The following is a 26754-nucleotide window of genomic DNA, read 5'->3' as shown; positions in this document are numbered from 1 at the left end:
TTTTGGAGACAAGAGGCAAAGGGAAAAAATCCACATTGCTTCACCATACTGAGGCAGAGTATTCCCAACGTCAGCGGCACACGCTGATTCACAGACTCACTCATTGACCGATCGCAGCCATGAATGACAACGGGCGCCCAAAGGCGCCCGATGTCTTTAACAGTGACGGTTCGAACGAACCCTCACTCGCTTAATTCACCCAGGCACGGGCATTGCGGAACATGCGAATCCAGCTACCGTCTTCTTGCCAGCCATCAGGGCGCCAGGAATGCTGCACAGCACGGAATACACGCTCTGGGTGAGGCATCATGATGGTCACGCGACCATCAGGTGTGGTGATACCTGTCGTACCCAGTGGAGAGCCGTTGGGGTTGGCAGGATAGGCTTCTGTCGCTTGTCCATAGTTGTCGACAAAGCGCAGCGCAACCTGCCCCTTGTTAATCAGTGCCTGAAGCTGTGCCTGATCGCGGAACTCGGCATAGCCTTCACCGTGTGCCACAGCAACCGGCATCCGGGAACCCTGCATCCCCTGCAGGAAGATGGAAGGTGACTCTGTCACTTCAACCATGACCAGACGCGCTTCAAACTGCTCGGACTGGTTACGTACAAAGTGCGGCCACAAATCAGCCCCCGGAATCAGTTCATGCAGGTTGGACATCATCTGGCAACCATTACATACGCCCAGAGCAAAACTGTCCTGACGCAGGAAGAACGCACCAAACTCATCACGTGCACGGCTGTTGAACAGTACGGATTTGGCCCAGCCTTCACCTGCACCCAGTACGTCACCGTAGGAGAAACCACCGCAAGCAACCAGGCCTTTGAAGTCCTGCAGGCTGACACGACCTGACAGAATATCACTCATATGCACGTCAACAGCGGCAAAGCCCGCACGATCAAAAGCGGCTGCCATTTCCACATGACCGTTAACGCCCTGCTCACGCAGCACAGCCACACGTGGACGGACGCCGGTGGCGATCATCGGTGCAGCAATATCCTCGTTCACGTCATAGCTCAGGCTGACGTGCAGACCGGGGTCTTCAACGTCGAGAATACGGTCAAATTCCTGCTGTGCGCAGTCTGCGTTATCACGCATGGCCTGAATGCGGTAGCTGGTTTCAGCCCACAGACGCTGGAAGTCTTCACGACCATCAACCAGCACTTCTTCACCTTCCACCGTAAAGCGCAGCATGTCGTCATCATTCAGACTACCGATGACCTGAGCGTATTCAGCCAGACCGTGGGCAGACAACTGACGCAGCACTTCATTACTGTCGGCACGACGGACCTGAATCACCGCACCCAGCTCTTCATTGAACAGAGCAGGCAGCAGATCATCTTCACCCTGTACCAGATCAGACAGTTCAATATCGACACCGGTACGGCCAGCAAAAGCCATTTCCGCCAGAGTGGTAAACACACCACCGTCAGAGCGGTCGTGGTAAGCCAGCAAGGTGCCCTGCTCATTCAGACTCTGAATGGCATCAAAGAAGGCTTTCAGCTCACCGGCATCGTTCACATCGGGCGCCTGATCACCCACCTGATCGAATACCTGTGCCAGCGCGGAGCCACCAAGGCGCTGTTGGTTCTGACCCAGATCAATCAGAATCAGGTCGGTCTCACCCTGATCGGTACGCAGTTGTGGCGTCAGCGAACGACGCACATCAGTGACAGGCGCCACACCGGTGATGATCAGTGACAATGGAGCGGTAACGCTCTTCTGCTCATCACCGTCTTTCCATACGGTACGCATGGACATGGAGTCTTTACCGACCGGAATGCACATACCCAGTTCAGGGCACAGCTCCATACCCACCGCACGAACGGTGTCATAAAGGTTTTCGTCTTCACCTGGATGGCCCGCAGCACACATCCAGTTGGCGGACAGCTTGATATCACCCAGTTTGCCAATACGTGCAGCAGCCAGGTTGGTGACCACTTCGCCGATAGCCATACGCCCTGACGCAGGCGCATCGATCACGGCCAGCGGAGTGCGCTCGCCCATGGCCATCGCTTCGCCCGTGTATACGTCGTAAGCAGTGGCAGTGACGGCGCAGTCGGCAACAGGTACCTGCCAGGGGCCAACCATCTGGTCACGGTTAACCAGTCCGGTAATGGTGCGGTCGCCAATGGTGATCAGGAAGCTTTTGCTGGCGACGGCCGGTAGTTGCAGCACGCGTCGGGCCGCTTCGGCCAGTTCGATGCCTTCCAGCTTCAAACCCTGACGCTCGAAAGCTTTGCGCTGCACAGAGCGGTGCATACGGGGAGGTTTGCCGAACAGCACCCCCATGGGCAGGTCAACTGGTTTGTTGTTGAACAGCTCATCGCCGAGTTGCAGGTGCTGCTCGTCAATAGCCTCACCCACTACAGCATAGGGGCAACGCTCACGCTGACAGATGGCTTCAAAGGTCGCCATGTTCTCTGGTGACACGGCCATGACATAGCGCTCCTGCGCTTCGTTGCACCAGATTTCCAGCGGCGACATACCCGGCTCAGCATTGTTGACCTTGCGCAGCTCGAAGTTACCGCCACGGCCACCATCCTTCACCAGCTCAGGGAATGCATTGGACAGACCGCCCGCTCCTACGTCATGAATGAACGCGATGGGGTTTGCATCACCCAGCTGCCAGCACTGATCGATCACTTCCTGGCAACGACGCTCCATTTCAGCGTTATCACGCTGCACAGAAGCAAAATCCAGATCTTCGGCACTGGAGCCTGAGGCCATGGAAGAAGCGGCACCACCACCCAGACCGATAAGCATCGCGGGACCACCCAGACAGATCAGTTTGGCACCTACGACGATCTCGCCCTTCTCAACATGATCAGCACGAATGTTACCCATACCACCGGCAATCATGATGGGCTTGTGGTAACCGCGAACCTCTTCACCGTTCGCCGTCGCCACTTTGTCTTCGTAGGTACGGAAGTACCCATTCAGGTTGGGACGACCGAATTCGTTGTTAAAGGCAGCACCACCAATGGGGCCTTCGATCATGATATCGAGAGCGGAAACAATACGGTCAGGCTTGCCATAGCTGGACTCCCAGGGCTGCTCGAAGCCGGGAATATTCAGGTCAGAGACGGTGAAGCCAGTCAGACCAGCCTTGGGTTTGGCACCACGGCCGGTTGCACCTTCATCACGGATTTCGCCACCAGCACCGGTAGCCGCCCCCGGGTAAGGAGCAATAGCTGTCGGGTGGTTATGGGTTTCAACCTTCATCAGGATGTGTACAGGTTCCTGATGACGGCCGTATTCCTTGCTGGCTGGATCGGGGAAGAAACGTGGTGCTTCACTACCGACGATGACGGCAGCATTATCTTTATAGGCTGACAACACCCCTTCGCCATTCATGGCGTGGGTATTGCGGATCATGGCGAACAGAGACTTTTCCTGCTCTTCGCCATCGATATCCCAGGACGCATTGAAGATTTTGTGACGGCAATGCTCGGAGTTGGCCTGAGCAAACATCATCAGCTCAACGTCTACCGGGTTGCGGCCGAGTTCAGTGAAGCTTTCTACCAGATAATCGATTTCGTCTTCCGCCAGAGCAAGACCCAGCTCACGGTTGGCCTGAGCCAATGCCGGACGGCCACCACCCATCACATCGACCGTGGTAAAGACTCGGGGCTCATGGGCGGTAAACATACCTTCCAGCGCAGCTTCTTCGGTGTGCACATCCTGCACCATGCGATCATGCAGCGCTGACTTGATCAGCGCCTGCTGAGCGGTATCGAAAGCACCGCCAACGACGACATAGCGCACGGCACGTTCGACACGGCGGACCTTGCCAAGGCCGCAGTTTCTGGCAATGTCGGTGGCTTTACTGGACCAGGGAGAGATGGTGCCGGCACGAGGAACTACGATAAAAGTAGCGCCGTCAAACTGTTCCTGAGAGTTGGCAGGCCCGTAAGTCAGCAGGCGCTGCAGAACCTGGTGTTCCTCGGCGCTCAGGGCGTCCGCTACATCCACCAGATGTAAGAATTCAGCATAAACATCCGTGACAGTCGCAACATCAGCCTGTAAAGTGGCCAACAATTTGCCGCGACGGAAGGGTGATAATGCGGGCGCTCCACGCAGGGTCAGCATGACGGTATCGTGCCTCTTGTCGGAGATTCTTGGGTTAAGAACCTGGTATGTCAGATTGGGAACCTATCCCGCAAAACTCGGTTGCGGCAGCGGGAAGTCTTCCGGGATAAATTCAGAGGGCGTAAATGATACTGAAAAACCGCCACTGGATACAGGGAACCTCTGATTAAATAACCGCTGCCTGCGCAGGCAGCACCACCCATCGACTGTGATGGCAGGCAAGTCGCAGAACATGGGGTCCGCAGTAGACGTCAGCGTTCAGTCAAAGGTGGTTCAACAGAATAGGTTGTAAGGTTCTGCTGAATGTGGATGCAAGATCATCGCTCCTGGTTGTTTTGGCTCTATCTGCTGGTGGTGGTGACCATCCCGCTGATTGCTGCCCAGCAACAAATCAGCCAGCTTGCCCGTATTGATGACCGAGGCGTGCTGCGTGTCGCTACCCGCAATATTCCCACTGCTTATTATGAAGATGCTCAGGGGCCGGCTGGCTTCGAGTATGACCTGATCAAAGCCTTTGCCGAAGAACGTGGCCTGCAGCTTGAGCTGAAAGTGGTACGCAACCGCAAAGACCTGTTTGAACTGCTGCGCCAGCGCAATGTTGATGTGGTCGCCGCCTCCCTTTTCCTCAGCAGTGAACGCGAAGCCAACTTCCCTGTTTCCGAACCTTATGCCTATGCGGTCTCTCAGGTGATTCGCCTGCGTCATGACGGCGATGGCCCTGCGGCCACTTCTGTTGCGGATTTGGTAGGTAAACGGGTACTGGTGCAGGCTGGTAGTGCCCATGCCCAGCGCTTGCAGGAATTGAAGGAAGACCTGCCGGGGCTGGAGTGGGAAGAAACCGAAGACATGGATCTGGCTGACATGCTGGAAATGCTGAAAAGCGGTGATGCCGATTATCTGATCAGCGATAACATGGCCTTGTCGCTCTATGCGCCGATGTATCCGGATCTGGAAGTGGCCTTCAGCCTCAACGCCCCTCAACCGCTGGTATGGTATCTGGCGCCCACCATGGACCAGAGCCTGACCAAAGCCATCAATGACTTTCTTACCTCACGCAGCACTCAGGACCTGATTGGCCAGCTCTACGAGAAATATTTCGAACACACCCAGCGCTACGACTTCATCGGTATCCGGGCCTTCCGCAAACATATCCAGAGCCGTCTGGCCAGTTTCCAAGCCTGGTTTGAAGAAGGGGCACAAAAGTTCGACTGGGAATGGGAGCTGCTGGCCGCTATCGGCTATCAGGAGTCGAAATGGGATAACACCGCCGTCTCCGCCACCGGGGTGCGCGGCATCATGATGCTGACACAGAACACTGCCGCCTCCGTAGGCGTGCAGGATCGCAGTAATCCCGAGCAAAGTATTCTCGGTGGTGCACGTTATCTCAGGGAAATGTACGACCAGCTACCCGACGACATTCCCAACCCTGATCGCACCTGGCTGGCGCTGGCTGCCTACAATGTGGGCATGGGACACCTGCAGGACGCCATGGATCTGACGGCAGATGCAGGCTTGAACCCCAGTCGCTGGAGTGACGTGCGTCAGTACCTGCCCAAGCTGGCGCTGAAGCGCTGGAATCAGCAGACCAAGCATGGCTACGCCCGTGGCTGGGAGCCGGTGATCTACGTCCGTAACGTACGCCTGTACCGCGAAATCCTGCGTCTGGAAAACCTGCCCTTCAAGGCCGAATTGTCACCACCGCCTAAACTGCCAGAAATCCACGTTTTTGATCGTATTCCGCCGACACTCTGAGCCATATCGGTTCGTTATCAGAACCTGTTCATAATCCTGACAGGCGAAGAGCAGGCAGAGCTGAGTAGGCAGCGATCACCCGGCCTGCTCACGAGATGACTGTAGCGCCTTGGCTTGCTTTTTTTCTGCTCGCCGCCGCCTGAAGAAATCACTCAGCTGCTGACTGCACTCCTCAGCCAGCAATCCACCCTGCCACCTGACATAGTGATTGAGATACGGCGCCCCCAGCAACTGGGCGCGGCTTTGCACTGCGCCGGCTTTGGGTTCAGGAGCACCATAGACAACTCGCTCGATACGGCTGTGCACCATCACCCCCACACACATGGTGCAGGGCTCCAGTGTCACGTAGAGGGTAGCGCCAGTCAGACGATAGTTCTGCAAAGCCTGAGCAGCCTGCCGAACGGCTACCATCTCTGCATGTGCACTGGGATCATGGCTGCTAATGGGGCAGTTGAACCCCTCCCCCACCACATGACCATCCACCACCACCAGCGCCCCCACCGGTATCTCACCCAGAGCCTCTGCCTGACTGGCCAGTGCCATGGCACGGCGCATCCAGGCTTCATCGGCCGAGCTGAACGCTGTCGGGCTGGCCATGTCAGAAGTCAGCCGGGCTAAAGGTTCAGCATCTTCTGCCGTTGGCTGTTCATTGTTCTGGGACAAACTGTCTTCCCTCTTTTCTCATCTATACTCAAGTGCGAAAGGCAGCACGGACGCCGTTGCCTCCCCACTCTCTCAGTTCATGGAGTCTAACCCGTGAAAACCGTCGCCGATCTGATGATAACCAAGCTGCAGGTACTGCACGACACGCACTCTGTTGCCGATGCGCGAGAGGTCATGCGCCTGCACAATATTCGCAATATTCCGGTCGTCGGAGACGACGGACATACCTTCAAAGGCATCGTCAGCCAGCGTGATATTCTCAAGGAGTCATTCCGCATTGTCAGCGAACACGGCATGTCCAAACTGGCTGAGCTGGAGCGTCAGACCGTCATCAGCAGCGTCATGGCGACGGAAGTCATCACCACAACGGCAGATACCGCACTAACCACCGCTGGTCGTTACTGCATGGAAAACAAGCACGGCTGCCTGCCCGTGCTGGACGATCAGGGCCAGCTGCTCGGTATCGTCACCCCATCCGACTTTGTCCGTCTTTGCGTACAGTTACTGGAGCAGTCCAGCGAGGACCATCAATTACGTGGAAGCAGCAGGTAGTAATCTTTCTCAGCCGCAAAACGCCCACGGAATACTTCACTCCCAGCCAGAGGTTCACTACTGAGCCGGCATGCCCCCTGTGTCAGTGCCAGACGAGCGCTGGCCTGATACCAGGCATCGATAACCTGCAGCTGGAACTGCTGCTGCGCCAGCTTGACGCCATACTGGGTAACCAGAGTATGGCAATGCTGTGCTGCATAGGTTAACGCGGTGCTGATGGCCGGAGGGCTGGGTGCTTGCCAGCCAACACAGATCAGCGCCAATGCCGCTACCTGCAGCAGGCCGGTACGCCACCAGACGGCGGAGCGACCGAACAGGATCACAGACAAGATGACCGGCAGTGCCGCATGGCGGCTGTTTTCCGGATTCTGTGACGTCAACAGCCACAGCAGACTGACCAGCAAACATACCCATAGCGGAGTAAAGCTCCAGCCTTGTCGCTGGCATAGTGGCTGCAGCACTAGCCAGCACAGCAATATCACACCCACTGGCGTTAACTGCCCCGCCAGCAACTGCCACCATTGCACCAGCCCCTGCCAGGGATGACTGACGGGCGTGTTACCCCATAATTCATAATGCCCCTGAGTGAAGCGTACGCCTTCGTTCAGATAGGCTACGCCATCATGCATCCAGATAAACCAGCCACAACCAGCGCCGATCATTGCTGTTAGCAACAGAGTTTCCAGCAGCCAGCGCCGACGACGAGATGACTGCCAGCCGCTATAGCTCCACAACCCTATTGCCAGCACGGCAAAGCTGGGGCGAATCGCCAGCATTATTGCCAGCCACAGTGCCTGCCGTCGCGGGCGCTGACACTCAGCGCTATGGCAGGCGGCCAGCAGACAGGCAATGGCAGGAGCGTCGGTCAGCCCTGACAGTGCCAGAGTGGGAAGTAATGGATGGAATAACAGCACCACCAAGACGGGCAAGCCGTACCACGCAGCACGGGACCGGCACAGCAGATAGCCGTACCAGGCAATCATCCCGCTCCCCAGCCAGGAAATTGCAACGATGGCGGCAACGGGAGACAGACCCAACCCGGCTGCCAGCCGGGTGAGCCAGACAAAACCGGGGTAACCAGGAAAGTGCGGAGATTCCTCGATGACACTGAACCGTACCACGGCGCGGGCGAAGTTCAGCGCATCATCGGAGGTGAGCTGCCAGGGGAAACAGGCCAGCCACCCGAGCCACAACAGAATACAGAGCAATGCCAGCACATCAGGCAGCGGCAGCCCCTTCAGCTGACGCTCGGGCAGCCCTTCTTTCGCAGCATCACGCACAGCGAACAGTAATCGTGACAGCAGATCAGCGCCCCAGTGCCGTCATGACGTCTTTTTCAGCCTTGGTAAAAGCATCAGGATCTGCCGCCTTGGTACCCACACCGAATACTCCCGGATTACCAATGGCATCCAGACAGACACGCAGTGCCGCATCAGCTTTGTCCCACTGTGCCTTATCCATCATCGGTTGCAGCAGATCGAGAAACTGCTTGCTCTTGACCACCAGAACCTTGGCCGTCTGATAGTCCTTGATATTGACCACCGCCCCTTCCAGACGCCGCTCGATCTCAGCCTTGTATGCCAGTGCCATGACCTCATTGATCGCCTGCTGATCTTCTGCACCGGCGGCTTTGGCCAGTGGTTCAATCAGCGTCACATGATGGTTCTGCTCCAGATACAGCAACTCGTCGTGGATGGCCGTCAACTCGGTTTGCATGGCGGTCTTGTCGTGCTGTTGTGCGGCATTGAGCAGCAGCTCACGGCCCTCGATCAACGGCTCCTTGCCTGCTGCAGCGTAAGAGTAGGCATGCACTTCCGCGCTCATACCTGCTACCGCAAACAGGGTGAATCCCACTACCCAGGCACGGGCGGGACTGGCCAAGCGATGTGCTGTCTTCAACAACATGACGCCTCCTCAGGCAACACTTTGGGTTTCAATGACCGTATTTTCATTACGGTGATCAAATATCTGCCGACGGCGATCCACACCCTCGATCAGCATTTCTGCTGCCATCAGGCCCATCTCCATGGCAGTGTCAGTAAAGATATAACGGAATGTACCCTGACGCCCCGCCATGACCAGATTGGGATAGCGTAACAGCGCCGAGATCGCCGCTTCCCGCTGACGCTGATAACCCACCTCCATGATGGGATAAGCATGCTCACAATAGGCAGTGAAATAGCGGCCATCAGCCTTTGTCGGATCGACACCTAAGCGCTGCATATCCGCCTTGATACGTGGCCACAGCGCCTCGTTATCCGCCTGCCAGAGTTCGTCTCCCTGCTGACAGGGGATCTCGAACATCAGCGAGGTACGTCCCGCCGGGGCCATGTGAGGAGAACGGCGACGCGGCTCCTGCAGGCGCGTGCCCAGAATGCCGGGGTCAGACAGATACTGCCAGGTATTGTCGGAGACATCCTGCTGTTGCATCGGTAGATTGAAAAACCGCAGTGCGCGGTACGACAGCTCACAGGGAATATTCAGCCAGTGGCAAATCTGCGGCAGCGGCAGTGTCGCAATGACCTCATCACATGCCAGCTGTTGCTCGCGGCCTGCGGCTGTGCGACAACGAACCGCCGTGATGCGCTGTTGCTGAGTATCCAGCCCGCTCACTTCTGCGCCCATGACAAACTCTACCCCCTGCTCCAGCAACCGCTGATGCAAGGTATCGAAAATCTGCCCGAATCCCAGTTTGGGATAACGATACTTGCGGGCATAGGTGCGCGGGGTGGAAGGCCCACGCTGCCACAGGCGGCGCACCACATCCTTAAGGTCAATCAGACTGATACGCTGCCCCGCCCAGTCAGCAGAGAGGGTATCGGGCTCTATACCCCACAATTTACGGGTGTAACCTTCAAAGAAATGGCGGTACAGCGTCTTGCCGAAACGGTTTTCAATCCAGTCGGCGAAACTGCACTCCTCATCCTTGCCGATACGCCGCCTGAAAGGCATGGCCAGCCAGTCCAGCAACGTGCCAAACAGCAGGCTGAATGGTGCATTTTTCAGCAGGTTAGGCAGGTTGAGCGGGTAATCGTAAGTACGCCCCTGAAAGCGAATCACGCTTTTGCGCTCGGCATGCAACAGGGTTTCCCCCATCAGCTCGTCGACGAAGGCCAGCAATTTGGGGTTTTTGGTGATAAAGCGATGCCCACCGTAATCGAAGTAGTAGTCCCCGTCATCAGTGGCAAATTTGAGGGTGGCACACATGCCACCCACCGTAGTGGCCTTATCGATGACGGTCACCCGATAACCCGCTTCACGCAGCCGCCAGGCGGCCATCAGCCCGGCAGGCCCGGCGCCCAGCACCACCGCATGGCGATGGCTTTCAGCAACGGGTACGGGCTCACTACCAGCACTCATATCGTCAATAGCATTGCTCTCTTCTACACCGCTCACTGCGCGTACTGCCTTCTCCAGAAGTATCCGAAGACCAGCAGATAACCGCCCCAGGCCAGCAGCTGCAACAAACCGGGAGAGGAGTTATACCCAAACAGTGCCCGCAGGAAGGTACCAAACACACTGCGATCATCAAGAATGAAGGAGATATCAAACAGCGGGCTCATGACCATCGGCAGCCATTGTGCAGCCTGCAGCATATTGATGGAGGAGGAGAACAGGCCCGCAGCAATCACCAGAATCAACAGACTGCTCCAGCGGAAGAAAGGGCGCAGCGCCACTTTACGGGTAGAACGCATCAGTAACCAGACCAGCACCAGTGCCAGCAGCAAGCCCACTACCGCACCGCTCAGACCCGACTGCAGCGTGATGCCCTGACCGGAATAGACCAGCGCAGAGAAAAACAACACCGTTTCGAAGCCTTCACGCATCACCGCCAGGAAAGCCAGCAGCGCCAGACCAAAGGCTTTCTCGCCATTGACCAGCTGGGTCACGTTCTCTTTCATCTGACCGGCTTCCTTGCCGCCCTGTTTCTGCATCCACAGCGCCATGCTCGACAGCACCAGGGTGGCAAAAATAAGAATGCCCGCCATCAGCAGGTTGCGATATTTCTCGTTGTTGAACTGATCCACCACTACCTGGAACAGGAAGGCGACGACCAGCGAGGTCAGCAGGCCGACCACCACGCCAGCATAGATATAACGGTTAAACCGGCGTGCATTGAGCTTGTCGAGATAGGACAGGCAGATTCCCACCAGCAGAAAGGCTTCCAACCCTTCACGCAGGGTGATCAGCAGGCTTGCTAACATTCTCTATCCTCTACTTTGTACTCGGACTGAGGTACTGGGTTGACTGATTAATGAAATCTTACTGGGCTACCGCACCAGAATCTGGCGACATGCTGACGCTGGGTGCGGCGGGCATCGCGGTCATTGACTGGTCCAGCGCATGCAGCGTTACCACTGGCGGATCGGTCAGCGCAGGTTCAACGCTACGCGCTGCTGCGGTAATCCACTGGGGATAGGTGCGGAACTGCAACTTGACCTCGACTCTGACCGCACCGCTCAGCCCGGCAGGCAAGGCAAATTGCTCATCGCGGTAACTGTCGGCGGGTATGCGGGTGTCCTTCAGCAATTTGGCGTAACGCCAGAAGTGCAGACCCACAGGTTTACCGTCCTTATCACCAAACACTTTCTGGAACAGTCGCGTATCTTCAGGTAGCTCGCCCGCAGCGTCGGGTTGACCACTTTGATAAACCAGCTGACCTGTGGCATCCCATACTTTTACCGCCAGCCAGAACTGGCGGAAGTCTGAAACGCCGGTGGGGAAGGCATGCCCGGCCCCGGAATTTGTGACCCGCACCACCAGCTCGCCGGGCGCCATGGAAGCACTGATGGTCGCTGCACTTTTCAGCAGTGCCACACTCATTTCTGCCAGATGAGGATCACGCATACCCGCCAGATGCATCTGCGCACCGGTGAAGTCATGGGTGAAGACGTTGGCCTTCTGCGTCCCGTTCAGGGTCGCCTGCCCCGGTACAGGTGCACCGCCATTACCAGGATTGGCGTTCATGTGGCAACTGATACAGCTTCGCTGTTCGGCTGGATCACTGCTGGTGGCGTAATGGGACTTCGACCACTCCTCCCAGGTATTGACAATATTGGCCCCCGTACCCGGGGCAAACTCGTCGTGGCAAGCCTTGCAGTACACCGCGTCCTTGTAGAAATCCTTCTGATAGGAGGCAATATGCGCGTCTGGTTTGGCATTGATCATGCGTTCACCAATCCAGCGGGCAAAGGCGTTATCACTGGCCTCAAACAGATAACTCTGACGCTGGTCGAGATTGACCGTAAAAGAGGCATTGCCGCCAGCATCTTCCACGCGGGTAATGCGGTGACACAGCAGGCAGCTGGTCCCCTCTTCCACCACCGGCTGTCCTTCTGCATAAGCCTTGATCAGTGAGGCGCCGTCTTTTTCCAGCATATGGCTCTCTGTCGGCAGTTCCTTCACGCCACTCAATACCGCCTGAGGCATGTGGCAGCTTTGGCACCACTGGCCAAACTCCTTCCCTTCACTCTTCTCTGCCAGCTGCAGTACCGCGGTGTAATAGGGGTTGGACTGCCCCATCAGACGATGATTGGAATTCGACCACTGCTTGAAGATGTCGCTATGGCAGGCCTGACAACTGGCTGAGTTCAGCCACTCCTGTGGATGCGGCACCTGCTCGCCTTGCAGTCGCAACCAGCTGGCCAGAGTGGGCAGATTGTAAGGAGCAATGACGTAGCGATGGAGCTGTTCCATCATGGTTTTGACTTCGGCAGGTGGCCGGGTCGGGTCGACAGGCCTGGCGCCATCGCGGTCATCCGCACCGAAGCCCCCCTGTGTCAGCTGCACCATACGGATGTATTCCGACAGAAAGTCACCCGAGACCATATGCATCATGTTTTCATGACCGGTCAGGGCATTGTCGGCCGGGGCCATGGCATGGGCTTGCTGCAGGTATTTATTGGTGAAGTTGAAGCCATCCAGATGGCAGGACTGACAACTCATCCAGTTGTCACCGGCCATGGGGTAATCCTTGTTGGCAAAAGTATTACCCAGATTGAAAAAGCGGATACCCCGACGCAAGTCAGGCGCCGCCGCGTCCTTGGTCACCAGCAGTGCAAAGTGATCGTCACTGACCGTGGCGCGGGCAAAGGCCCCCCCGCCACCGGCATTGAGTCTGGATACATCCAGACTCTGGGCATTCTGCACAAACAGCGTGTCACCATCGATGACGATGCCTCGCGGATTCTCACCAGGCAGATGACGTAACAACTGCGTAGCACGCGCACCACCGTGGCTGCCTGAGCTGCGATGACGCTTTTTATTGATCGGCCCACGACGGGAGCGATCAAACACCAACAGGTCTTCAGACCCTGCCAGGGTCACATAGACCTTGTTGCCATCCGCGCTGAATACCGCCTGATAAGGATTGGAAACAATTTCACTGCGATTGGCGGCAGTCAGCAGATTGATCTGCTGGAACAGCTGCTTGCGCTCGTCCTGCTTCTCCTCTTCCTCTCCGGGCGTCAGGTCCAGCACCGATATGGCAGGAAACACCGTGCTCTGGAACTGAAAGGAGTGATCGAAGTTCCACAGCACATGGGGCAACCAGGCCTCATCCCCTTCCGGGCTGATGGCAATATTGTCAAGCAGACGGGGCACACCCTGTGAAACCGTCTCATCAGGATTCGCGGTTTCCTGCAGATGAATGCGTTTGAGCAAGGTGAGCTGGCCGGGCTTTTGCTGACGGGTCTGATAGATCGACACCTCGCCGGTCATGGCATGGCTGACCAGCAGGCGGCCGTCATCCAGCAAGGCCAGACCTCGGGGTGTATCAGCGGTATCGGTGGTCGCCACGATCTGACCGGCCGTGTCTATTGCCAGCAGCTTGTGATCCTCAAACAGCGTCACCCAGAACAGCTTATTAACACTGTCGAAAACCGCAGCGTAGGGTCGGTGGCCAACATCAATCACCTGTTTGACAGCCAGCTTGTTGGCGCTGAGCAGGAATACCTTGTCATCCACGTAGTCGGTGGCCAGCACCAGAGCGGCATCATCGTCGGATAAGGCCACACTGCGAATATCCTTGCCTAACGCGACTTCAGCCTGCAGTGCACCGGTCTGCTCATCAATCTTGCTGACACTGCCTGCTTCATAGTTGGCACTGAACAGCTGATGATTACGCAAGACAAAAGCGCTGCTGCTGACCGCTGCCTGCGTCGCTGGCGACAACAGGATATATAGCAGTATCAATACAGGAGAAGTAAGAGAACGGAACACAGTGGCAGCTACCCTCAAAACTGCAACGAGGGGAAATCTCATCGATGGCGTCTCCGCAGGCGCAGCACAGTCCAGCGCCAGGCATGACTCAACAGCAGTGCGGTCATAAAAAAGCTGATAAACAGGTGCAGAAGGTGAGAAACACGCCCCAGCATATCCCCCGGATTGCCGTGAAAGAACAGAATGACACCGGTGACAGCAAGCGTCATCAGCATCACCTCAAGCACCCGCCCACTAAAACGCAACCAGGCCTTGCGGCTGCGCATCAGCAGCTTGCGATGTGCCCACCAGAACACGCCGACGGTCACCCAGAATAACGCGATGCCCAGTGCCATATGGATGGACAACGCCCAGCGTTGGGTTTGCCAGGCGATGTGCAGCGGAGACCACAGTAGCAGGCCGCTGGCAAACAACACGTAAATAACCAGCTCAGCGGGTTTATGCCGATAAGCCAGCTTGTGCATACGAGCACGAAAAGGAAGGGCAGCATGCTGGCCGTGATGATGACCAGAATGCGAACGACGCCCGCGGAATCCATGCACAGGGGTCAGGTGCTTGTGCTCGCCACGCCCCTCAGGGTCGTGATCGAGTGGCGTAGTATGTTTCAGCCTGATTGCCTGATGCATGATTGAAGGTCTGTTGATAGTGTTTCTGATTCTTATTCAAGACTATAAGGCCACACCGACCCCGAAATGTGAAAGTGTTGAGTATTTTTCGTATCGGGCATTATCCAGATGCAACGCCCTTCTGAGAAGAGGCGGGACACTGCCATTCGCTCGCTCAACAACGCTCAGACTGTCTGAACATGCTCCTGACGAAACGATCTCAATGACAAGCATAGTACGCTGGCCCAGAAACAACATGACGGAGATCAGGGCTGCTGATCTCCGTCCTTGAAAGGCCTCAGAAACGGCCTTGCCTTGTAGCGGCGATTAACCGGCTTACTTGGCAGTAACGTCTGCCTTACCTGCCAGCACCTGAGCACGGTGCACAGCAGTAATCTGCTTCACCCCATCCTCATCGGTGTCACCGGTGTTGCCGGTAGTCAGCACATTTTCACCCGAGTCACCGAGCCATTCAGCCAGCTGCATACCACCATTGACGGTGTTGCCGAACCAGGACACGTAGCGCTCGGTCAGCTGCTGCAGCTCCAGCGCAGGCTCTTTCTCGTCGCCACGGTTGCGCAGGTTCTGGATCGCTGAGCGCAGACCACCAGAAATGGCTGCCTGAGTCCAGGGGGTGTATTCGTCCTTGTCACCACGAATCCAGCTGCCAGCCTTACTGTTGAAATAGGCCTTGTCAGCCGCAGCGAACAGCTTGCGTGCTGCGTCACGGTATTTTTCATCTTTGGTCGCCAGGAAAGCAGCGGTCAGACCACGTACCGCAGCGAACTGCGCATCAACGCTCTTGCCTGCATCCACTTGACCATCCAGAGCCAGACCATCCGCCACCAGACCATCTTTGCCCACCAGCTTGCTGAGAATAAAGTCAGCCTGCTTGCGAATCAGCTCCAGTGCCTGCTTGCCTTCCGGGGTATCAATGCCGGTCGCCGCGTCACCCGATGCATAACCTACGGGCAGCGCATCATGGGCACGCTGGAAAATCTGCAGCGCGACCAGGGTGTAAGCAGCATCATAGGTGCTCACGTGCTGACCTTGTTTACCTTCGCTGAAACGGTCAACAAAGGTGCCGGCCTTGCTGTTGAAATGCAGCGCCTGCAGGTTCTTGAATTCCAGATTGGACAGGTTGGACGCCAGAGAGAACGCATCGCTGCCAGCGACATCATTACTGGCATCTGCATCCGTATTCGCTGCAGGCGCGGCCGCAAAAGGTGCACCATCAAACACGGCCAGGAAGGCAGGATTCTGACCCTCGTTAGCTTTGCGCTGATCGCTGTAAGCATAGAATTCAGACAGTGGCCACAGCATCATCCAGGTATCGCGCAGTGTGGAGGCGCTGTCTTCAACGCTCAGGCCAGCAATGCTGTTGACACCGTTATCTTCACCCTGAGTCACTTTAACCTTGTGCGGGAAGTAGATGATGCCTTTGGCAGGGTCATACTGAGGAGTAATCGTGGCGCCAAGCTGCTTGCCGTCAAAACCCAGGCTCTGCTGCATGGTCAGCAATTTATCAATGGACTCCTCGGTCAGGAACATGCCGTTCATACCATCGGCAGAGGAAACACCCAGCTTGTGCTTGCCATCCTGATCCATGGTGGCAGAAGTGGCTTCCACTTCCTCATCAGATTCCGCTACGTGCATGCCACCGAGAAAATCCTGTGACCACATCACTTCCTTGAGGAAGATACCGCCGATAGCTGCAGGCTCAAGCGCCTTGTCGAAGCTGTCAGCCTTCCAGCCTAAAGTCTTGTAATCACGATAGTATGCAGGCGTCTGGATGCTGCCTTTCATGGCATTGCCCTTGGCAGTGGTGCCATCCAGCTCATCGCTGTTTACTGTTGCAGTATCAATGTTCTCACCAAGCTCAGGCACACCGGAGGCATAGGGCAGAGACAGAGGATACATGTTGAGAGGGATTTCCTCGGGAGCGAAACCGACGGCTCCGGCCATTTCGATAACACGCTTACCGAAATCCTGCATGGTGCCGCCGCGGGCCTTGTTCAGTGGACCATTAGCCAGATGAATACCCATCTGTGACTGATAGTTCAGGGCGTACATCGCTTCTTCAGAGTATTCGTAAGATTCGATACCCGCCTTGTAATCAAAGGCATGGGGCTGATTAACCTGATTGGGATCGAGGGTGTCTAGATCAATCCCCAATGACTCCGCCAGCGGCTCACCAGACAGTTCAAACTCGGTGTAAGCCAGCATATTGGCAGCAGGACTGAAACGGATGTCCTTCACTTCAACTGCCGCAGATGCCCATTGAGACAGGGTGACAGATGCAATGGCACAGGCAAGCAATGTTCTTTTCACTATAACCTCTTGTGATCGCCCGAGTGGTTAACAGCCTTTGATCCCCGGTATTGTCAGTGCAACTGTTTCAGCTATCAGCCCAAGCGGTGGTTCTGATGACGCATCATTGCAACAACAACAAGAAAACAAATGCAATTCATTATCATTAGTGCGTTTTATAGCAAGTAACCCCCAGAGTCTGCAGCAGAGCCGAGCTGATTGCCATTGTTAATCCCTAATATGCAAATAATGATCAAATAATAATTACAAATTGTGAAAACCCAATAACAGGGGACTGATTAATCAACCACATTGATTTCTCGCCAGGTTTCTCGCATTACATCATTGATCATTAATTTAGATAATGCTAATTTAACGATCATCACAGATTGGGGACTAGGTTATGTCAATCGACTGGACTCATTTCACCCCCTGGGCGTCACTTTCCGGGGGCCTGTTCATTGGCCTGGCGGCGGCCATTTTTGTACTGCTCAATGGCAAGATTGCTGGTATCAGCGGTATTGTCGCCGGGCTACTTCACCCTACAGGCACAGACTGGCTGGAGCGTTTCTGTTTCTTTATTGGCCTGTTGCTGGCCCCCATGCTGTATATGCTGATTGCCGGTTCACCCAAGATTGACTGGCAGGCCTCACCGACAGTGACTGGCATTGCGGGCCTTATCGTCGGCTTCGGTACCCGCTTAGGCTCTGGCTGTACCAGTGGCCACGGCGTCTGTGGACTATCCCGCCTGTCGCCGCGCTCTCTGGTTGCCACCCTGACGTTTATGGCGGCAGGTTTTGCTACCGTATTTGTTATTCGACACCTGCTGGGCTGATCACCGAGGTTTGAACGATGAAAAATCTGAGCAGTTTAATCAGTGGACTGATCTTCGGTATTGGTCTGTTGCTGGCTGGCATGGCGAATCCTGCCAAAGTGTTAGGCTTTCTGGATCTGGCCGGAATATGGGACCCTTCATTGGCGCTGGTGATGGGAGGTGCTATTGCTGTTGGTCTGATCGCCTTCACCCTGGCCAAACGGCGTAGCTACTCACTCCTGCAGGTCAGGATGCAACTGCCCAACAGCCGTGTGATTGATCAGCCACTGGTCGTCGGTGCCTTACTGTTTGGTATCGGTTGGGGTATGGCGGGTGTCTGCCCGGGGCCTGCCATTGTGGCGATGGGGGCTGGCGCCCCTCAGGCACTGATCTTTGTCGCTGCCATGATGACAGGCATGCTGGCGTTTGAACTCCGTAAATCCCATACCCAGCGGAAACGTGCCGTACACGCCTGATTGTCAGCCCTGACAACCCACAGTCTCGCTTCACTCTATAAGGAGCCATATCAGGCTCCTTTGTCCTTTTATCTACGCTGAATCAAACAGGCCTCTTATCACTTTGCAGCGATCAGCATGGACCTGCTGTCGCTCAATTTCCCACTTAGGCCCTACCTTCTGGCGGCCCGCCTGCTGCATCAGCCTTGGGTCACCACACAAATTTATTGCTGGGCCTGTAAAGGAAAAGATGTAAAATCCGTTTCACCCTATATTTTTCGCTTTATAGGCTTATTAGAAGAATAATTAGTCTGGCTGCCTGCAGCACTTTTCCCGCAAAAGACCTTGGCGAGTAGTTCCATGAGCACCGTGATCGATAAAAAACTCGTAGGTCAGGCGACCTACGACATGCTGCGCGACGATATCGTCACCGGCAAACTTAAACCTGGCGCCAAATTAAAACTGAACGAACTGCGTGATCGCTACGACGTCAGTGTCAATACTCTGCGTGAAGTCCTGATGCGTCTGGTATCCGATGGCTTTGTGCTATTCGAGGACCAGAAAGGTTTTCGCGTTGCCCCCATCTCTCCGGATGAGCTGCTTGAACTTGCTGAACTACGTATCAGCATGGAACTGCTTGGCCTGCGCAAGTCCATGCAACGCGTAACCATGGACTGGAAGTCCAATCTGGTCAGTGCTCATTACCGGCTATCATGCATGGAAAAGCTGATGGAAACTGACGAAACTCAGTTCGTCAAAGAGTGGGAGCGAGCCGACCGCGATTTTCATATGGCACTGGTTGCCAATAGCGGCTCCCGCCAGCTGATTCGCTATCACTCTTCAGTACTGGAACTCTTTATGCGTTATCAGGTACTGGCGTTGAGTAAACGGCCTTTCCGCGGCCATGCAGCGGAAGAGGAACACAAGGTGCTGCTGAACATGATTCTCGAAGATAAAGTGGATGAGGCTTGCACCCTGCTTGAAGCCCATATCACCCGCGGCACTCGCCAGCCTGAGGATATTGATTACAATTAACAGGTATCGGCAACGCATGCCGAAACTCACAAAAGGAACCAGAGCACAGACTCTGGTTTTTTTTCGTCCCCACCTCAAACAACCATACAAAACAAAAAGTATAGGATACTTTGATTTTTATCATTGATTATTGACTTGACCAGATAGCACTGCTACTTTCCCTATACAAACAGTCAAGCCCTATTGCTGACATAACCATAAGAATGAGTCCGAATTGCCGGATAGCTGCGGAGCCCGAGACCATGATCACAACAACAAAAGCCCCGATCCCCTATTGCCTTATCCCCCTCCCAGACAGCCATTGACCCCACTCCATCAGTAGCAATTGTTCAAACCACCGGTCTTCATCATTTCTGACTGCCTGTCACAGAGATGGGAGATTGATGCGGCGCTCATTACGAGCGTGAAAAAGCCCCTGCGGGCCAAGAGGTGTCCTCGATGCGCAAGGTCGTCGATCTTTACTTCAGCTTGCTCAAGCTGATTATCGCCTTCTGCATGATTGCCATGGTGGCGTTGGTCTTCACCAACGTTGTCCTGCGTTATGCCTTCAACTCCAGTATTTCCGTGTCTGAAGAGCTGTCACGCTGGTTCTTCGTCTGGATGGTTTTCACCGGCTCCCTGATTCTGCTGAAAGAGCGCGCCCATCTGGGAGTAGACACCCTGGTCAAGCAGTTCCCTGCCATTGGCCGCCGCATCTGCCTGTTTATCAGCTATCTGGCGATGCTCTACATCACCTGGCTGATTACCTCCGGCAGCTGGGTACAGATGCAGATCAACATGAGTGTCACCGCACCTGCCTCTGGCCTTTCCATGGGCTGGTTTTACGGCACCGGCGTGTTCTTCGGTGTCACTGCGGGCCTGATCCTGCTGGTTGACTTGCTGCTGGTGATGACCGGCAAGCTTGGTGGCGAGCCACAACATGGACTGATTCCTGAAGATGTCAGTGAAGAGCAGCTCAACAAGGGTAATCATGCGCGGAGGGCTCACTGATGACGCTGACAATTTTCCTCGGCACGCTGCTGGGCTCCATGGCCATCGGTATACCTATCGCTTTCGCGCTACTGCTGGTCAGTGTCGCACTGATGTTCCAGCTCGACCTGTTTGACTCACAGATCATTGCTCAGAACCTGCTTAACGGTGCTGACAGCTTCCCACTGATGGCCGTGCCCTTCTTTATGCTGGCCGGTGAAATCATGAACGCCGGTGGCCTGTCCAGGCGCATCGTTACCATCGCCATGACACTGGTCGGACATAAACGCGGCGGGCTGGGTTATGTCGCCATCATCGCCTCGTGCCTGCTGGCTTCCCTGTCAGGCTCTGCGGTGGCTGATGCGGCCGCTCTGGCAGCCTTGCTGGTACCGATGATGGTGACTGCGGGCCACAGCCGCGGTCGCTCGGCAGGCCTTATCGCTGCTGGCGGCATCATTGCTCCGGTTATCCCGCCCAGTATCGGCTTCATCATTTTTGGTGTGGCTTCCGGTGTGTCCATCTCCAAGCTGTTCCTGGCCGGTATTGTCCCCGGCATCATGCTCGGTGCTGCCCTGGCTATTGCCTGGTGGTACACCACCCGCACTGAAGACGTGCCCGTGCAGGAAAAACGCAGCCGCAAGGAAATCCTGCATGCGCTGGCAGATGGCAGCTGGGCCCTTGGTTTGCCCTTTATCATCATCTTCGGCCTGAAGTTCGGCATCTTCACCCCGACAGAAGCCGCCGTAGTGGCAGCGGTCTATGCCCTGTTCGTCGCGACAGTGATCTATCGTGAGCTGAAGCTGAGTCAGGTCTTCGAGGTCATTGTGACTGCGGCCAAGACCACCTCCGGCGTCATGTTGCTGGTTGCCGCCGCCATGGTATCGGCCTGGCTGGTCACCATCGCCGATCTGCCCGGTCAGCTGGCCTCGGTGCTGGAACCCTTCATGGAGCACCCCACCATTCTGCTGCTGATCGTGATGGCGGTGATCGTCGCTGTCGGCATGGTGATGGATATGACCCCAGCCATCCTGATACTGACCCCGGTGCTGCTGCCCGCGATCAAGCAGGCTGGGATTGATCCGGTGTATTTCGGCGTGCTGTTCATCCTCAACACCTCCATCGGTCTGCTGACCCCACCGGTAGGTACTGTACTGAACGTCGTCTGCGCCGTATCGAAACTGCGCATGGAAGAGATGGTACGTGGTGTCTGGCCCTTCCTGCTGGCCCAGATTCTCGTGCTGCTGTTACTGATTCTGTTCCCGGGTCTGGTCACCATTCCCATGAACTTTTTCCATGGCTGAGTGACTTCAGACGTGAACGAAACACCGGGCATGCACAGGCGTTCATGCCCAACCCGAATCTGCCCTGCAGATCACCGCGTGGCTACGGCTGCGCTGAGTTGAAACCGAGCGAACTTCGCTGATGCAACACCCTTGATGCGACAACCTAAAAAGCATCAACCAGTACAACAACAACCAGGAGTACATCATGCAAAAATGGCTGAAAACCCTGCTGTCCAGCGCCTGCGCTGCCACTCTGATCGCTGCTGCCGGTGCTCAGGCTGACGACATTGGCGAGCACACCTTCCGTTTTGCCTTCCAGAACGTAAAAGAGCATCCCCAGGGCCAGGGCGCACAGAAGTTCGCAGAACTGCTGAGTGAGAAAAGCGGCGGCAAGATGACCGCCAAACTGTTCCCCGGTGGCGTGCTGGGTGGTGACCTGCAAACTGTATCCGCTCTGCAGGGCGGTACGCTGGATATGACCGTACTGAACTCCGGAATTCTGTCTGCTCAGGTGAAAGACTTCGCCATGCTGGACTTCCCCTTCCTGTTCGACAGCAATGAACAGGCCTTTGCCGTGATCGACGGCAAAGTGGGTCAGGAACTGGCCAAGCGCCTGGAAGACAAGGGCCTGCACACCCTGGGCTACTGGGACCTTGGTTTCCGTAACATGACCAACAGCAAGCACCCAATCACCAAGGTTGAGGATGTTGAAGGCCTGAAACTGCGCGTTATTCAGTCTCCCATCTACATCGAAACCTTCAAGGCACTGGGTGCTAACCCTGTTCCCATGCCCTTCCCCGAGGTGTACACCGCGCTGGAACAGAAAGTGGTAGATGGTCAGGAAAACCCCTTCACCACCATCGCTGGCAACAAGTTCAACGAAGTACAGAAGTACCTGTCGGTTACCCGTCACATCTATAACCCACAGTCGTTCCTGATCAGTGCCAAGAGCTGGAGCAAGCTCAATCCTGATGAGCAGAAGCTGGTCAGCGAAGTGGCCAAAGAAGCCGAAGCCTATGAGCGTGACGTCTCTGTCAAAGCGCAGGACGTAGCCCGTGAAAACCTGGCCAAGTCCATGGAGATCAACGACATCACTCCAGCAGAAATGGCGCGTTTCCGTGACAAGGTGAAGCCAGTGATCGAACAGTTCTCCAAAGATCTGGATCAGGATCTGGTGAAAACCATGTATGACGATATCGAGAAAACTCGCAAGTAATACATCGTTACCCCGGCGAGGTTCCCCATAGCCCGCCGGGCCCGCACTGTCTCGGAGCCCGGTCTCTGAACTAATTCGCAGCTACACGTGTTCGGTCTGATCTGTCGTTTCGGTCAGACCGCTTTTTCCCGAACCACCCTGCTCCGACTGGTGTTCACAATACCGGTGCGGGAGCGGCTATCCAGGATTCAGGCACATGACTGACATACTGATCATCAACGGCCCCAATCTGAACCTGCTGGGGACACGCCAGCCTGAAATTTACGGCTATGACACCCTCGACAGTATTGCTGCGATGCTCAACCAGCGGGCAGCGGAACACGGTCTGACCCTGGCGTTTTTTCAGAGCAACCACGAAGGGGCCATTATTGATCGCATCCATCAGGCACGTGGCACCACACGCGGCATCATCATCAACCCCGCAGCCTACACCCATACCTCGGTGGCCATTCTCGATGCGCTGAATACCTATGAAGGCAAAGTGGTGGAAGTCCACCTGTCCAATGTCCACAAACGCGAGTCATTCCGTCACCACTCCTATGTTTCCCTGCGTGCCGACGGCGTCATTGCCGGTCTTGGCGTGACGGGTTACCGGCTGGCACTGGACTACTTGCACCAGGCCTTTAGCGGCTGAAGATTTAACGACGCTGTCGATGCCTGCTCTGCGCGAGCGGGGATAGTTTGGAGTAACTGCTGATGAAAACCTCTCTAGCTACTGTGACCCTGTCCGGCGACCTGCTGGAAAAACTGGAAGCCTGCGCTGCGGCCGGCTTCCATGGCGTGGAAATTTTCGAGAATGACTTCCTGCTGTCTGATCGCAAAGCCGGAGAGGTGCGCCAGATCGCAGCAGATCTGGGGCTGGAAATCATCGCCCTGCAGCCCTTCCGCGATTTCGAAGCCCTGCCTGACGAGATGATGGCCAACAACTTCAAACGTGCCCGGCGCAAGTTTGAACTGATGCGCGAGCTGGGCACCAACAAGTTGCTGATCTGCAGTAACGTTTCCCCGCACACCATCGACAGCACCGACAAAGCGGCGGAAGACCTGCACAAGCTGGCACAGATGGCGGCCGAATACGGCATGCAGATCGGCTTTGAAGCGCTGGCCTGGGGCAAGCACACCTATACCTACGAGCAGGCCTGGGACATTGTCAGCAAAGCGGACCACCCGAATCTGGGCATCATTCTCGACAGCTTTCATATCTATGCCCGCCACAGCAATCTCGAGCTGATGAAGCAGATTCCCGCAGACAAGATCACCCTGGTACAACTGGCCGATGCGCCGGACCTGAAAATGATGGATGTACTGCAGTTCAGCCGTCACTTCCGCTGCTTCCCGGGGCAGGGCGACTTCGCCGTGGTGGAGTTCATGCAGGTGCTCAAGCAGCTGGGTTACAACGACTACGTTTCGCACGAGATCTTCAACGACGAATTCCGCGCCTCCTCTGCCCGCGCCAAGGCAGTGGACGGCATGCGCTCACTGATCTGGCTGGAAGACCAGACCCGCGCGCAGGCGCCACATATTGAAGTCAAAAATACCTCCAGCTCCCATGCTCCGGCGGCCACTGACCTCGACATCGCCTTTGTTGAGTTTGCCATTGAAGAAAAATCCGGACAGCCGCTGGTCACCCTGCTCGATCAGCTGGGCTTTACCGAAACCCACCGACACAAGAGCAAGAATGTCAGCCTCTACCGTCAGGGTGGCATCAATCTGGTCATCAACAAGGAAATCGAGAGTATTGCGCATACCCATTTCCTGCTGCACGGCGTGTCCGTCTGCGCACTCGGTCTGGGTACGCCCAACCCGCAGCAGATGCTGGATCGGGCACGGCACTATCTGTGCCCGGAATTCCGTCACCAGACGCGCCCCGGTGAGCTGAATATCCCCGCCATCAAGGGCGTCGGTGACAGCCTGATTTACTTTGTTGATAACAGCAAAGGGGCAGCGCAACAGAGCGCTGCTGCCCAACAGGCATTCTACGATGTGGACTTCAACGAGATTGCCGACGCCAGCACCGGTGCCGGGCTCAAACGCATCGACCACATTTCCCAGACCGTTACACCGAGCGACTTTCTCTCGGCATCGTTCTTCTACAAGTCTGTATTCAATTTCAACTGCGATCTGAATCAGGACCTGAACGACCTGTACGGTCTGGTGGTCAGCAAGACCCTGACCAATGCTGACAAGCGCATCCGCATTCCACTGAACATGTCAGCCAGTATCGAAACCAGCGCCCAGCGCTTCATGCGTCAGTCAAAAGGATCCGGCTTCCAGCAGATTGCCTGTGAATGCGACGACATCTTTGCGGCCGCCCGCCGGGTCGACCAGCGCTATGTGCTGCAGATTCCTGCCAACTACTACGAAGATCTGGATGCCAAATACTCCCTGCCTGCCGAACAGCTGGCGCAGATGCAGGCGCTGAACATCCTCTATGACCGTGATGCCAAAGGGGAATTCTTCCACTTCTATACCAAGGAAGTGCACGGCGTGTTCTTCGAGATTCTGCAGCGCAATGGCTACGAGCGTTATGGCGAAGCCAACGCCCATGTACGTATGGCCTGTCAGACCAAGGAATACAAAGAACGTCAGGAGCGCATCAACGCGCTGCTGCAGAACAACTGATGACCGTCTCTGACTGGCACACAGGTATCACCATGAAAAATAACGTCACCAAACTCGGTCTGATCGGCAAGAACATTCTCAAGTCCACCTCACCCCGGCTGCATGTCTTTCTCGGCGAGACACTGGGCATGCCCTGTACCTATGAGCTACTGGAAGCAGGCGATGACTTCCCCGAAGACTTCCTGCAGCAGCGTATTGCCCGCTGCGCCAGCGAAGGCTACGCCGGCACCAACGTGACCTTCCCGTTCAAACAGAAGGCACTCGGCTTTGTTGATCACAAGGCACAAAGCGCAGCGCTGGTCGGTGCGACCAATACACTGGTGTTCCGTGACAACGGCATTACCGCCTCCAACACTGACTTTAGCGGCTTTGCACGCGCCTACCGGGAAAACTTCGGTCAGCAGCCCGCAGGCAAGGTACTGATGCTGGGTGCTGGCGGCGTGGGCCGTGCCATCGCTTTTGCCCTGACTCAGCTGCAGCTGGATACCCTGTATATCTTTGATACCAGTACGGCGCAGGCAGAAGATCTGGCCAGCAGCCTGCAGGCAGCGGGGGCAAAGGCAGAAGTTGTCACTCAGGAGCGTCTGGTCGATACCATGCGCAGCTGCCAGGGGCTGGTCAATGCCACGCCCATAGGCCACTACAAAACACCAGGACAGCCTTTCCCCGAAGATGGCTGGGCACAGCAACAGTGGGCGTTCGATGCGGTCTACACACCGATCGAAACCGAATTCCTGCTACAGGCCAAGCAGCATGATCTGAGCATTCTCACCGGCTTCCAGCTGTTCTTTTATCAGGGCATTGATGCGTTTGAACTGTTCATGGATACCAGAGTGGATGCCAAAGCCATTCAGCCTGCGTTTATTGCTCATATCGGCGGCATTTGAGACCCCGAGCACCTGAATACACCCTGGGTGAGGAATCACCCCTTGGCCATGGATGGCATTTTTCACTACCTGCACTTCACACTTCAGCAGTGCGCCTATCTCGTCTCAGCCACCAGCATTGCCGCCTAGCAGGCTGTTGAAAAACGTTATCGAGGCAGTCGAGACAAGGAAAAAACAGGCGAAAAAGCGGAGTTTAGTGAACTAAATGAGCATTTTGAGCCTGTTTTTGATGCGGTATTCGGCAACGCAGATAGATTTTCAACGACCTGCTAGAGCGTGA

At 55.8% G+C, this 26754-nt stretch carries 20 protein-coding genes; 11 read left to right on the top strand and 9 right to left on the bottom strand.

All coding sequences use genetic code 11. The annotated features are described in order from the left end of the window. Positions 1–190: 190 nt before the first annotated feature. The gene (purL, locus tag WH50_RS11820; protein ID WP_110187487.1) at positions 191–4090 is read right to left on the bottom strand and encodes a phosphoribosylformylglycinamidine synthase; all 3900 of its coding nucleotides are present in this window, start codon (positions 4088–4090) and stop codon (positions 191–193) included. A gap of 303 nt (positions 4091–4393) precedes the next feature. On the opposite strand from purL, the gene mltF reads away from it, so the two are divergent. After that, positions 4394–5842 carry a membrane-bound lytic murein transglycosylase MltF gene (gene mltF, locus WH50_RS11815; protein ID WP_110187486.1) on the top strand — a complete coding sequence of 483 codons (1449 nt, stop codon included), beginning with the start codon at positions 4394–4396 and terminating at the stop codon, positions 5840–5842. 75 nt (positions 5843–5917) lie between these two features. Here the strand turns inward: mltF and tadA are convergent, their stop codons facing one another. Next, positions 5918–6505, bottom strand: a complete 588-nt coding sequence (gene tadA, locus WH50_RS11810) for a tRNA adenosine(34) deaminase TadA (RefSeq protein ID WP_459536957.1) — start codon at positions 6503–6505, stop codon at positions 5918–5920. Positions 6506–6598: 93 nt separating this feature from the next. Here tadA and WH50_RS11805 point away from each other — a divergent pair, with 93 nt between their 5' ends. Next, positions 6599–7057: a CBS domain-containing protein gene (locus WH50_RS11805; protein ID WP_110187485.1), complete on the top strand. Its 459-nt coding sequence runs from the start codon at positions 6599–6601 to the stop codon at positions 7055–7057. Here the strand turns inward: WH50_RS11805 and WH50_RS11800 are convergent. From WH50_RS11800 to WH50_RS11770, 7 genes are all read right to left on the bottom strand, one after another. Beyond that, a complete protein-coding gene (locus tag WH50_RS11800; RefSeq protein ID WP_110187484.1) occupies positions 7033–8337 on the bottom strand; it encodes a hypothetical protein in 1305 nt (434 codons plus the stop codon). The genes WH50_RS11805 and WH50_RS11800 overlap by 25 nt on opposite strands. A 25-nt stretch (positions 8338–8362) precedes the next feature. Then, the gene (locus WH50_RS11795; RefSeq protein WP_207780272.1) at positions 8363–8962 is read right to left on the bottom strand and encodes a hypothetical protein; all 600 of its coding nucleotides are present in this window, start codon (positions 8960–8962) and stop codon (positions 8363–8365) included. 9 nt (positions 8963–8971) lie between these two features. Then, positions 8972–10453 (bottom strand): FAD-dependent oxidoreductase, encoded by a 1482-nt coding sequence (locus WH50_RS11790; protein ID WP_207780271.1) that lies wholly within the window; start codon positions 10451–10453, stop codon positions 8972–8974. Then, complete coding sequence (locus WH50_RS11785) at positions 10450–11262, bottom strand: FTR1 family iron permease (RefSeq protein ID WP_110187483.1); 813 nt, start codon at positions 11260–11262, stop codon at positions 10450–10452. The genes WH50_RS11790 and WH50_RS11785 overlap by 4 nt, the downstream gene beginning before the upstream one ends. A gap of 58 nt (positions 11263–11320) precedes the next feature. After that, complete coding sequence (locus WH50_RS11780; RefSeq protein WP_207780270.1) at positions 11321–14278, bottom strand: YncE family protein; 2958 nt, start codon at positions 14276–14278, stop codon at positions 11321–11323. Between the two features lie 38 nt (positions 14279–14316). Beyond that, positions 14317–14904: a hypothetical protein gene (locus WH50_RS11775; RefSeq protein ID WP_133251311.1), complete on the bottom strand. Its 588-nt coding sequence runs from the start codon at positions 14902–14904 to the stop codon at positions 14317–14319. A gap of 315 nt (positions 14905–15219) precedes the next feature. After that, entirely contained in the window at positions 15220–17214 is a 1995-nt protein-coding gene (locus WH50_RS11770; RefSeq protein WP_110187480.1) for a hypothetical protein, read from the bottom strand. Positions 17215–17596: 382 nt separating this feature from the next. Here WH50_RS11770 and WH50_RS11765 point away from each other — a divergent pair, with 382 nt between their 5' ends. The 9 genes from WH50_RS11765 to WH50_RS11725 all read left to right on the top strand — a co-directional run bounded on the left by WH50_RS11765 (position 17597) and on the right by WH50_RS11725 (position 26474). Next, on the top strand, positions 17597–18028 hold the full coding sequence (locus WH50_RS11765) for a YeeE/YedE family protein (protein WP_110187479.1): 432 nt from the start codon (positions 17597–17599) through the stop codon (positions 18026–18028). A 17-nt stretch (positions 18029–18045) separates the two neighbouring features. Beyond that, positions 18046–18483 (top strand): YeeE/YedE family protein, encoded by a 438-nt coding sequence (locus WH50_RS11760; RefSeq protein WP_110187478.1) that lies wholly within the window; start codon positions 18046–18048, stop codon positions 18481–18483. A 339-nt stretch (positions 18484–18822) separates the two neighbouring features. Continuing rightward, positions 18823–19497: a GntR family transcriptional regulator gene (locus WH50_RS11755; RefSeq protein WP_110187477.1), complete on the top strand. Its 675-nt coding sequence runs from the start codon at positions 18823–18825 to the stop codon at positions 19495–19497. Between the two features lie 438 nt (positions 19498–19935). Then, positions 19936–20487, top strand: a complete 552-nt coding sequence (locus WH50_RS11750; protein ID WP_110187476.1) for a TRAP transporter small permease — start codon at positions 19936–19938, stop codon at positions 20485–20487. Next, positions 20487–21767, top strand: a complete 1281-nt coding sequence (locus WH50_RS11745) for a TRAP transporter large permease subunit (protein WP_110187475.1) — start codon at positions 20487–20489, stop codon at positions 21765–21767. The genes WH50_RS11750 and WH50_RS11745 overlap by 1 nt, the downstream gene beginning before the upstream one ends. A gap of 187 nt (positions 21768–21954) precedes the next feature. After that, positions 21955–22965, top strand: coding sequence for a TRAP transporter substrate-binding protein (locus WH50_RS11740; protein ID WP_110187474.1), 1011 nt, complete (start codon positions 21955–21957; stop codon positions 22963–22965). Between the two features lie 196 nt (positions 22966–23161). Continuing rightward, complete coding sequence (gene aroQ / locus WH50_RS11735; protein ID WP_104155551.1) at positions 23162–23599, top strand: type II 3-dehydroquinate dehydratase; 438 nt, start codon at positions 23162–23164, stop codon at positions 23597–23599. Between the two features lie 62 nt (positions 23600–23661). Then, a complete protein-coding gene (locus WH50_RS11730; protein WP_110187473.1) occupies positions 23662–25587 on the top strand; it encodes a bifunctional sugar phosphate isomerase/epimerase/4-hydroxyphenylpyruvate dioxygenase family protein in 1926 nt (641 codons plus the stop codon). A 32-nt stretch (positions 25588–25619) separates the two neighbouring features. Beyond that, on the top strand, positions 25620–26474 hold the full coding sequence (locus WH50_RS11725) for a shikimate dehydrogenase family protein (RefSeq protein ID WP_110187491.1): 855 nt from the start codon (positions 25620–25622) through the stop codon (positions 26472–26474). Positions 26475–26754 lie beyond the last annotated feature (280 nt).

Source organism: Pokkaliibacter plantistimulans (genome assembly GCF_003194385.1).
Taxonomy (GTDB): domain Bacteria; phylum Pseudomonadota; class Gammaproteobacteria; order Pseudomonadales; family Balneatricaceae; genus Pokkaliibacter; species Pokkaliibacter plantistimulans.
Note: the sequence above shows the minus strand (reverse complement) of the source record. Positions and strands in the feature narration are given on the sequence as shown.

Coding starts and splice junctions, on each gene's coding strand:
- purL (WP_110187487.1), bottom strand. CDS start 4,090: ATGCTGACCCTGCGTGGAGCGCCCGCATTATCACCCTTCCGTCGCGGC.
- WH50_RS11730 (WP_110187473.1), top strand. CDS start 23,662: ATGAAAACCTCTCTAGCTACTGTGACCCTGTCCGGCGACCTGCTGGAA.
- WH50_RS11785 (WP_110187483.1), bottom strand. CDS start 11,262: ATGTTAGCAAGCCTGCTGATCACCCTGCGTGAAGGGTTGGAAGCCTTT.
- mltF (WP_110187486.1), top strand. CDS start 4,394: ATGTGGATGCAAGATCATCGCTCCTGGTTGTTTTGGCTCTATCTGCTG.
- WH50_RS11750 (WP_110187476.1), top strand. CDS start 19,936: ATGCGCAAGGTCGTCGATCTTTACTTCAGCTTGCTCAAGCTGATTATC.
- WH50_RS11795 (WP_207780272.1), bottom strand. CDS start 8,962: ATGTTGTTGAAGACAGCACATCGCTTGGCCAGTCCCGCCCGTGCCTGG.
- WH50_RS11755 (WP_110187477.1), top strand. CDS start 18,823: ATGAGCACCGTGATCGATAAAAAACTCGTAGGTCAGGCGACCTACGAC.
- aroQ (WP_104155551.1), top strand. CDS start 23,162: ATGACTGACATACTGATCATCAACGGCCCCAATCTGAACCTGCTGGGG.
- WH50_RS11745 (WP_110187475.1), top strand. CDS start 20,487: ATGACGCTGACAATTTTCCTCGGCACGCTGCTGGGCTCCATGGCCATC.
- WH50_RS11725 (WP_110187491.1), top strand. CDS start 25,620: ATGAAAAATAACGTCACCAAACTCGGTCTGATCGGCAAGAACATTCTC.
- WH50_RS11760 (WP_110187478.1), top strand. CDS start 18,046: ATGAAAAATCTGAGCAGTTTAATCAGTGGACTGATCTTCGGTATTGGT.
- WH50_RS11740 (WP_110187474.1), top strand. CDS start 21,955: ATGCAAAAATGGCTGAAAACCCTGCTGTCCAGCGCCTGCGCTGCCACT.
- WH50_RS11765 (WP_110187479.1), top strand. CDS start 17,597: ATGTCAATCGACTGGACTCATTTCACCCCCTGGGCGTCACTTTCCGGG.
- WH50_RS11775 (WP_133251311.1), bottom strand. CDS start 14,904: ATGCATCAGGCAATCAGGCTGAAACATACTACGCCACTCGATCACGAC.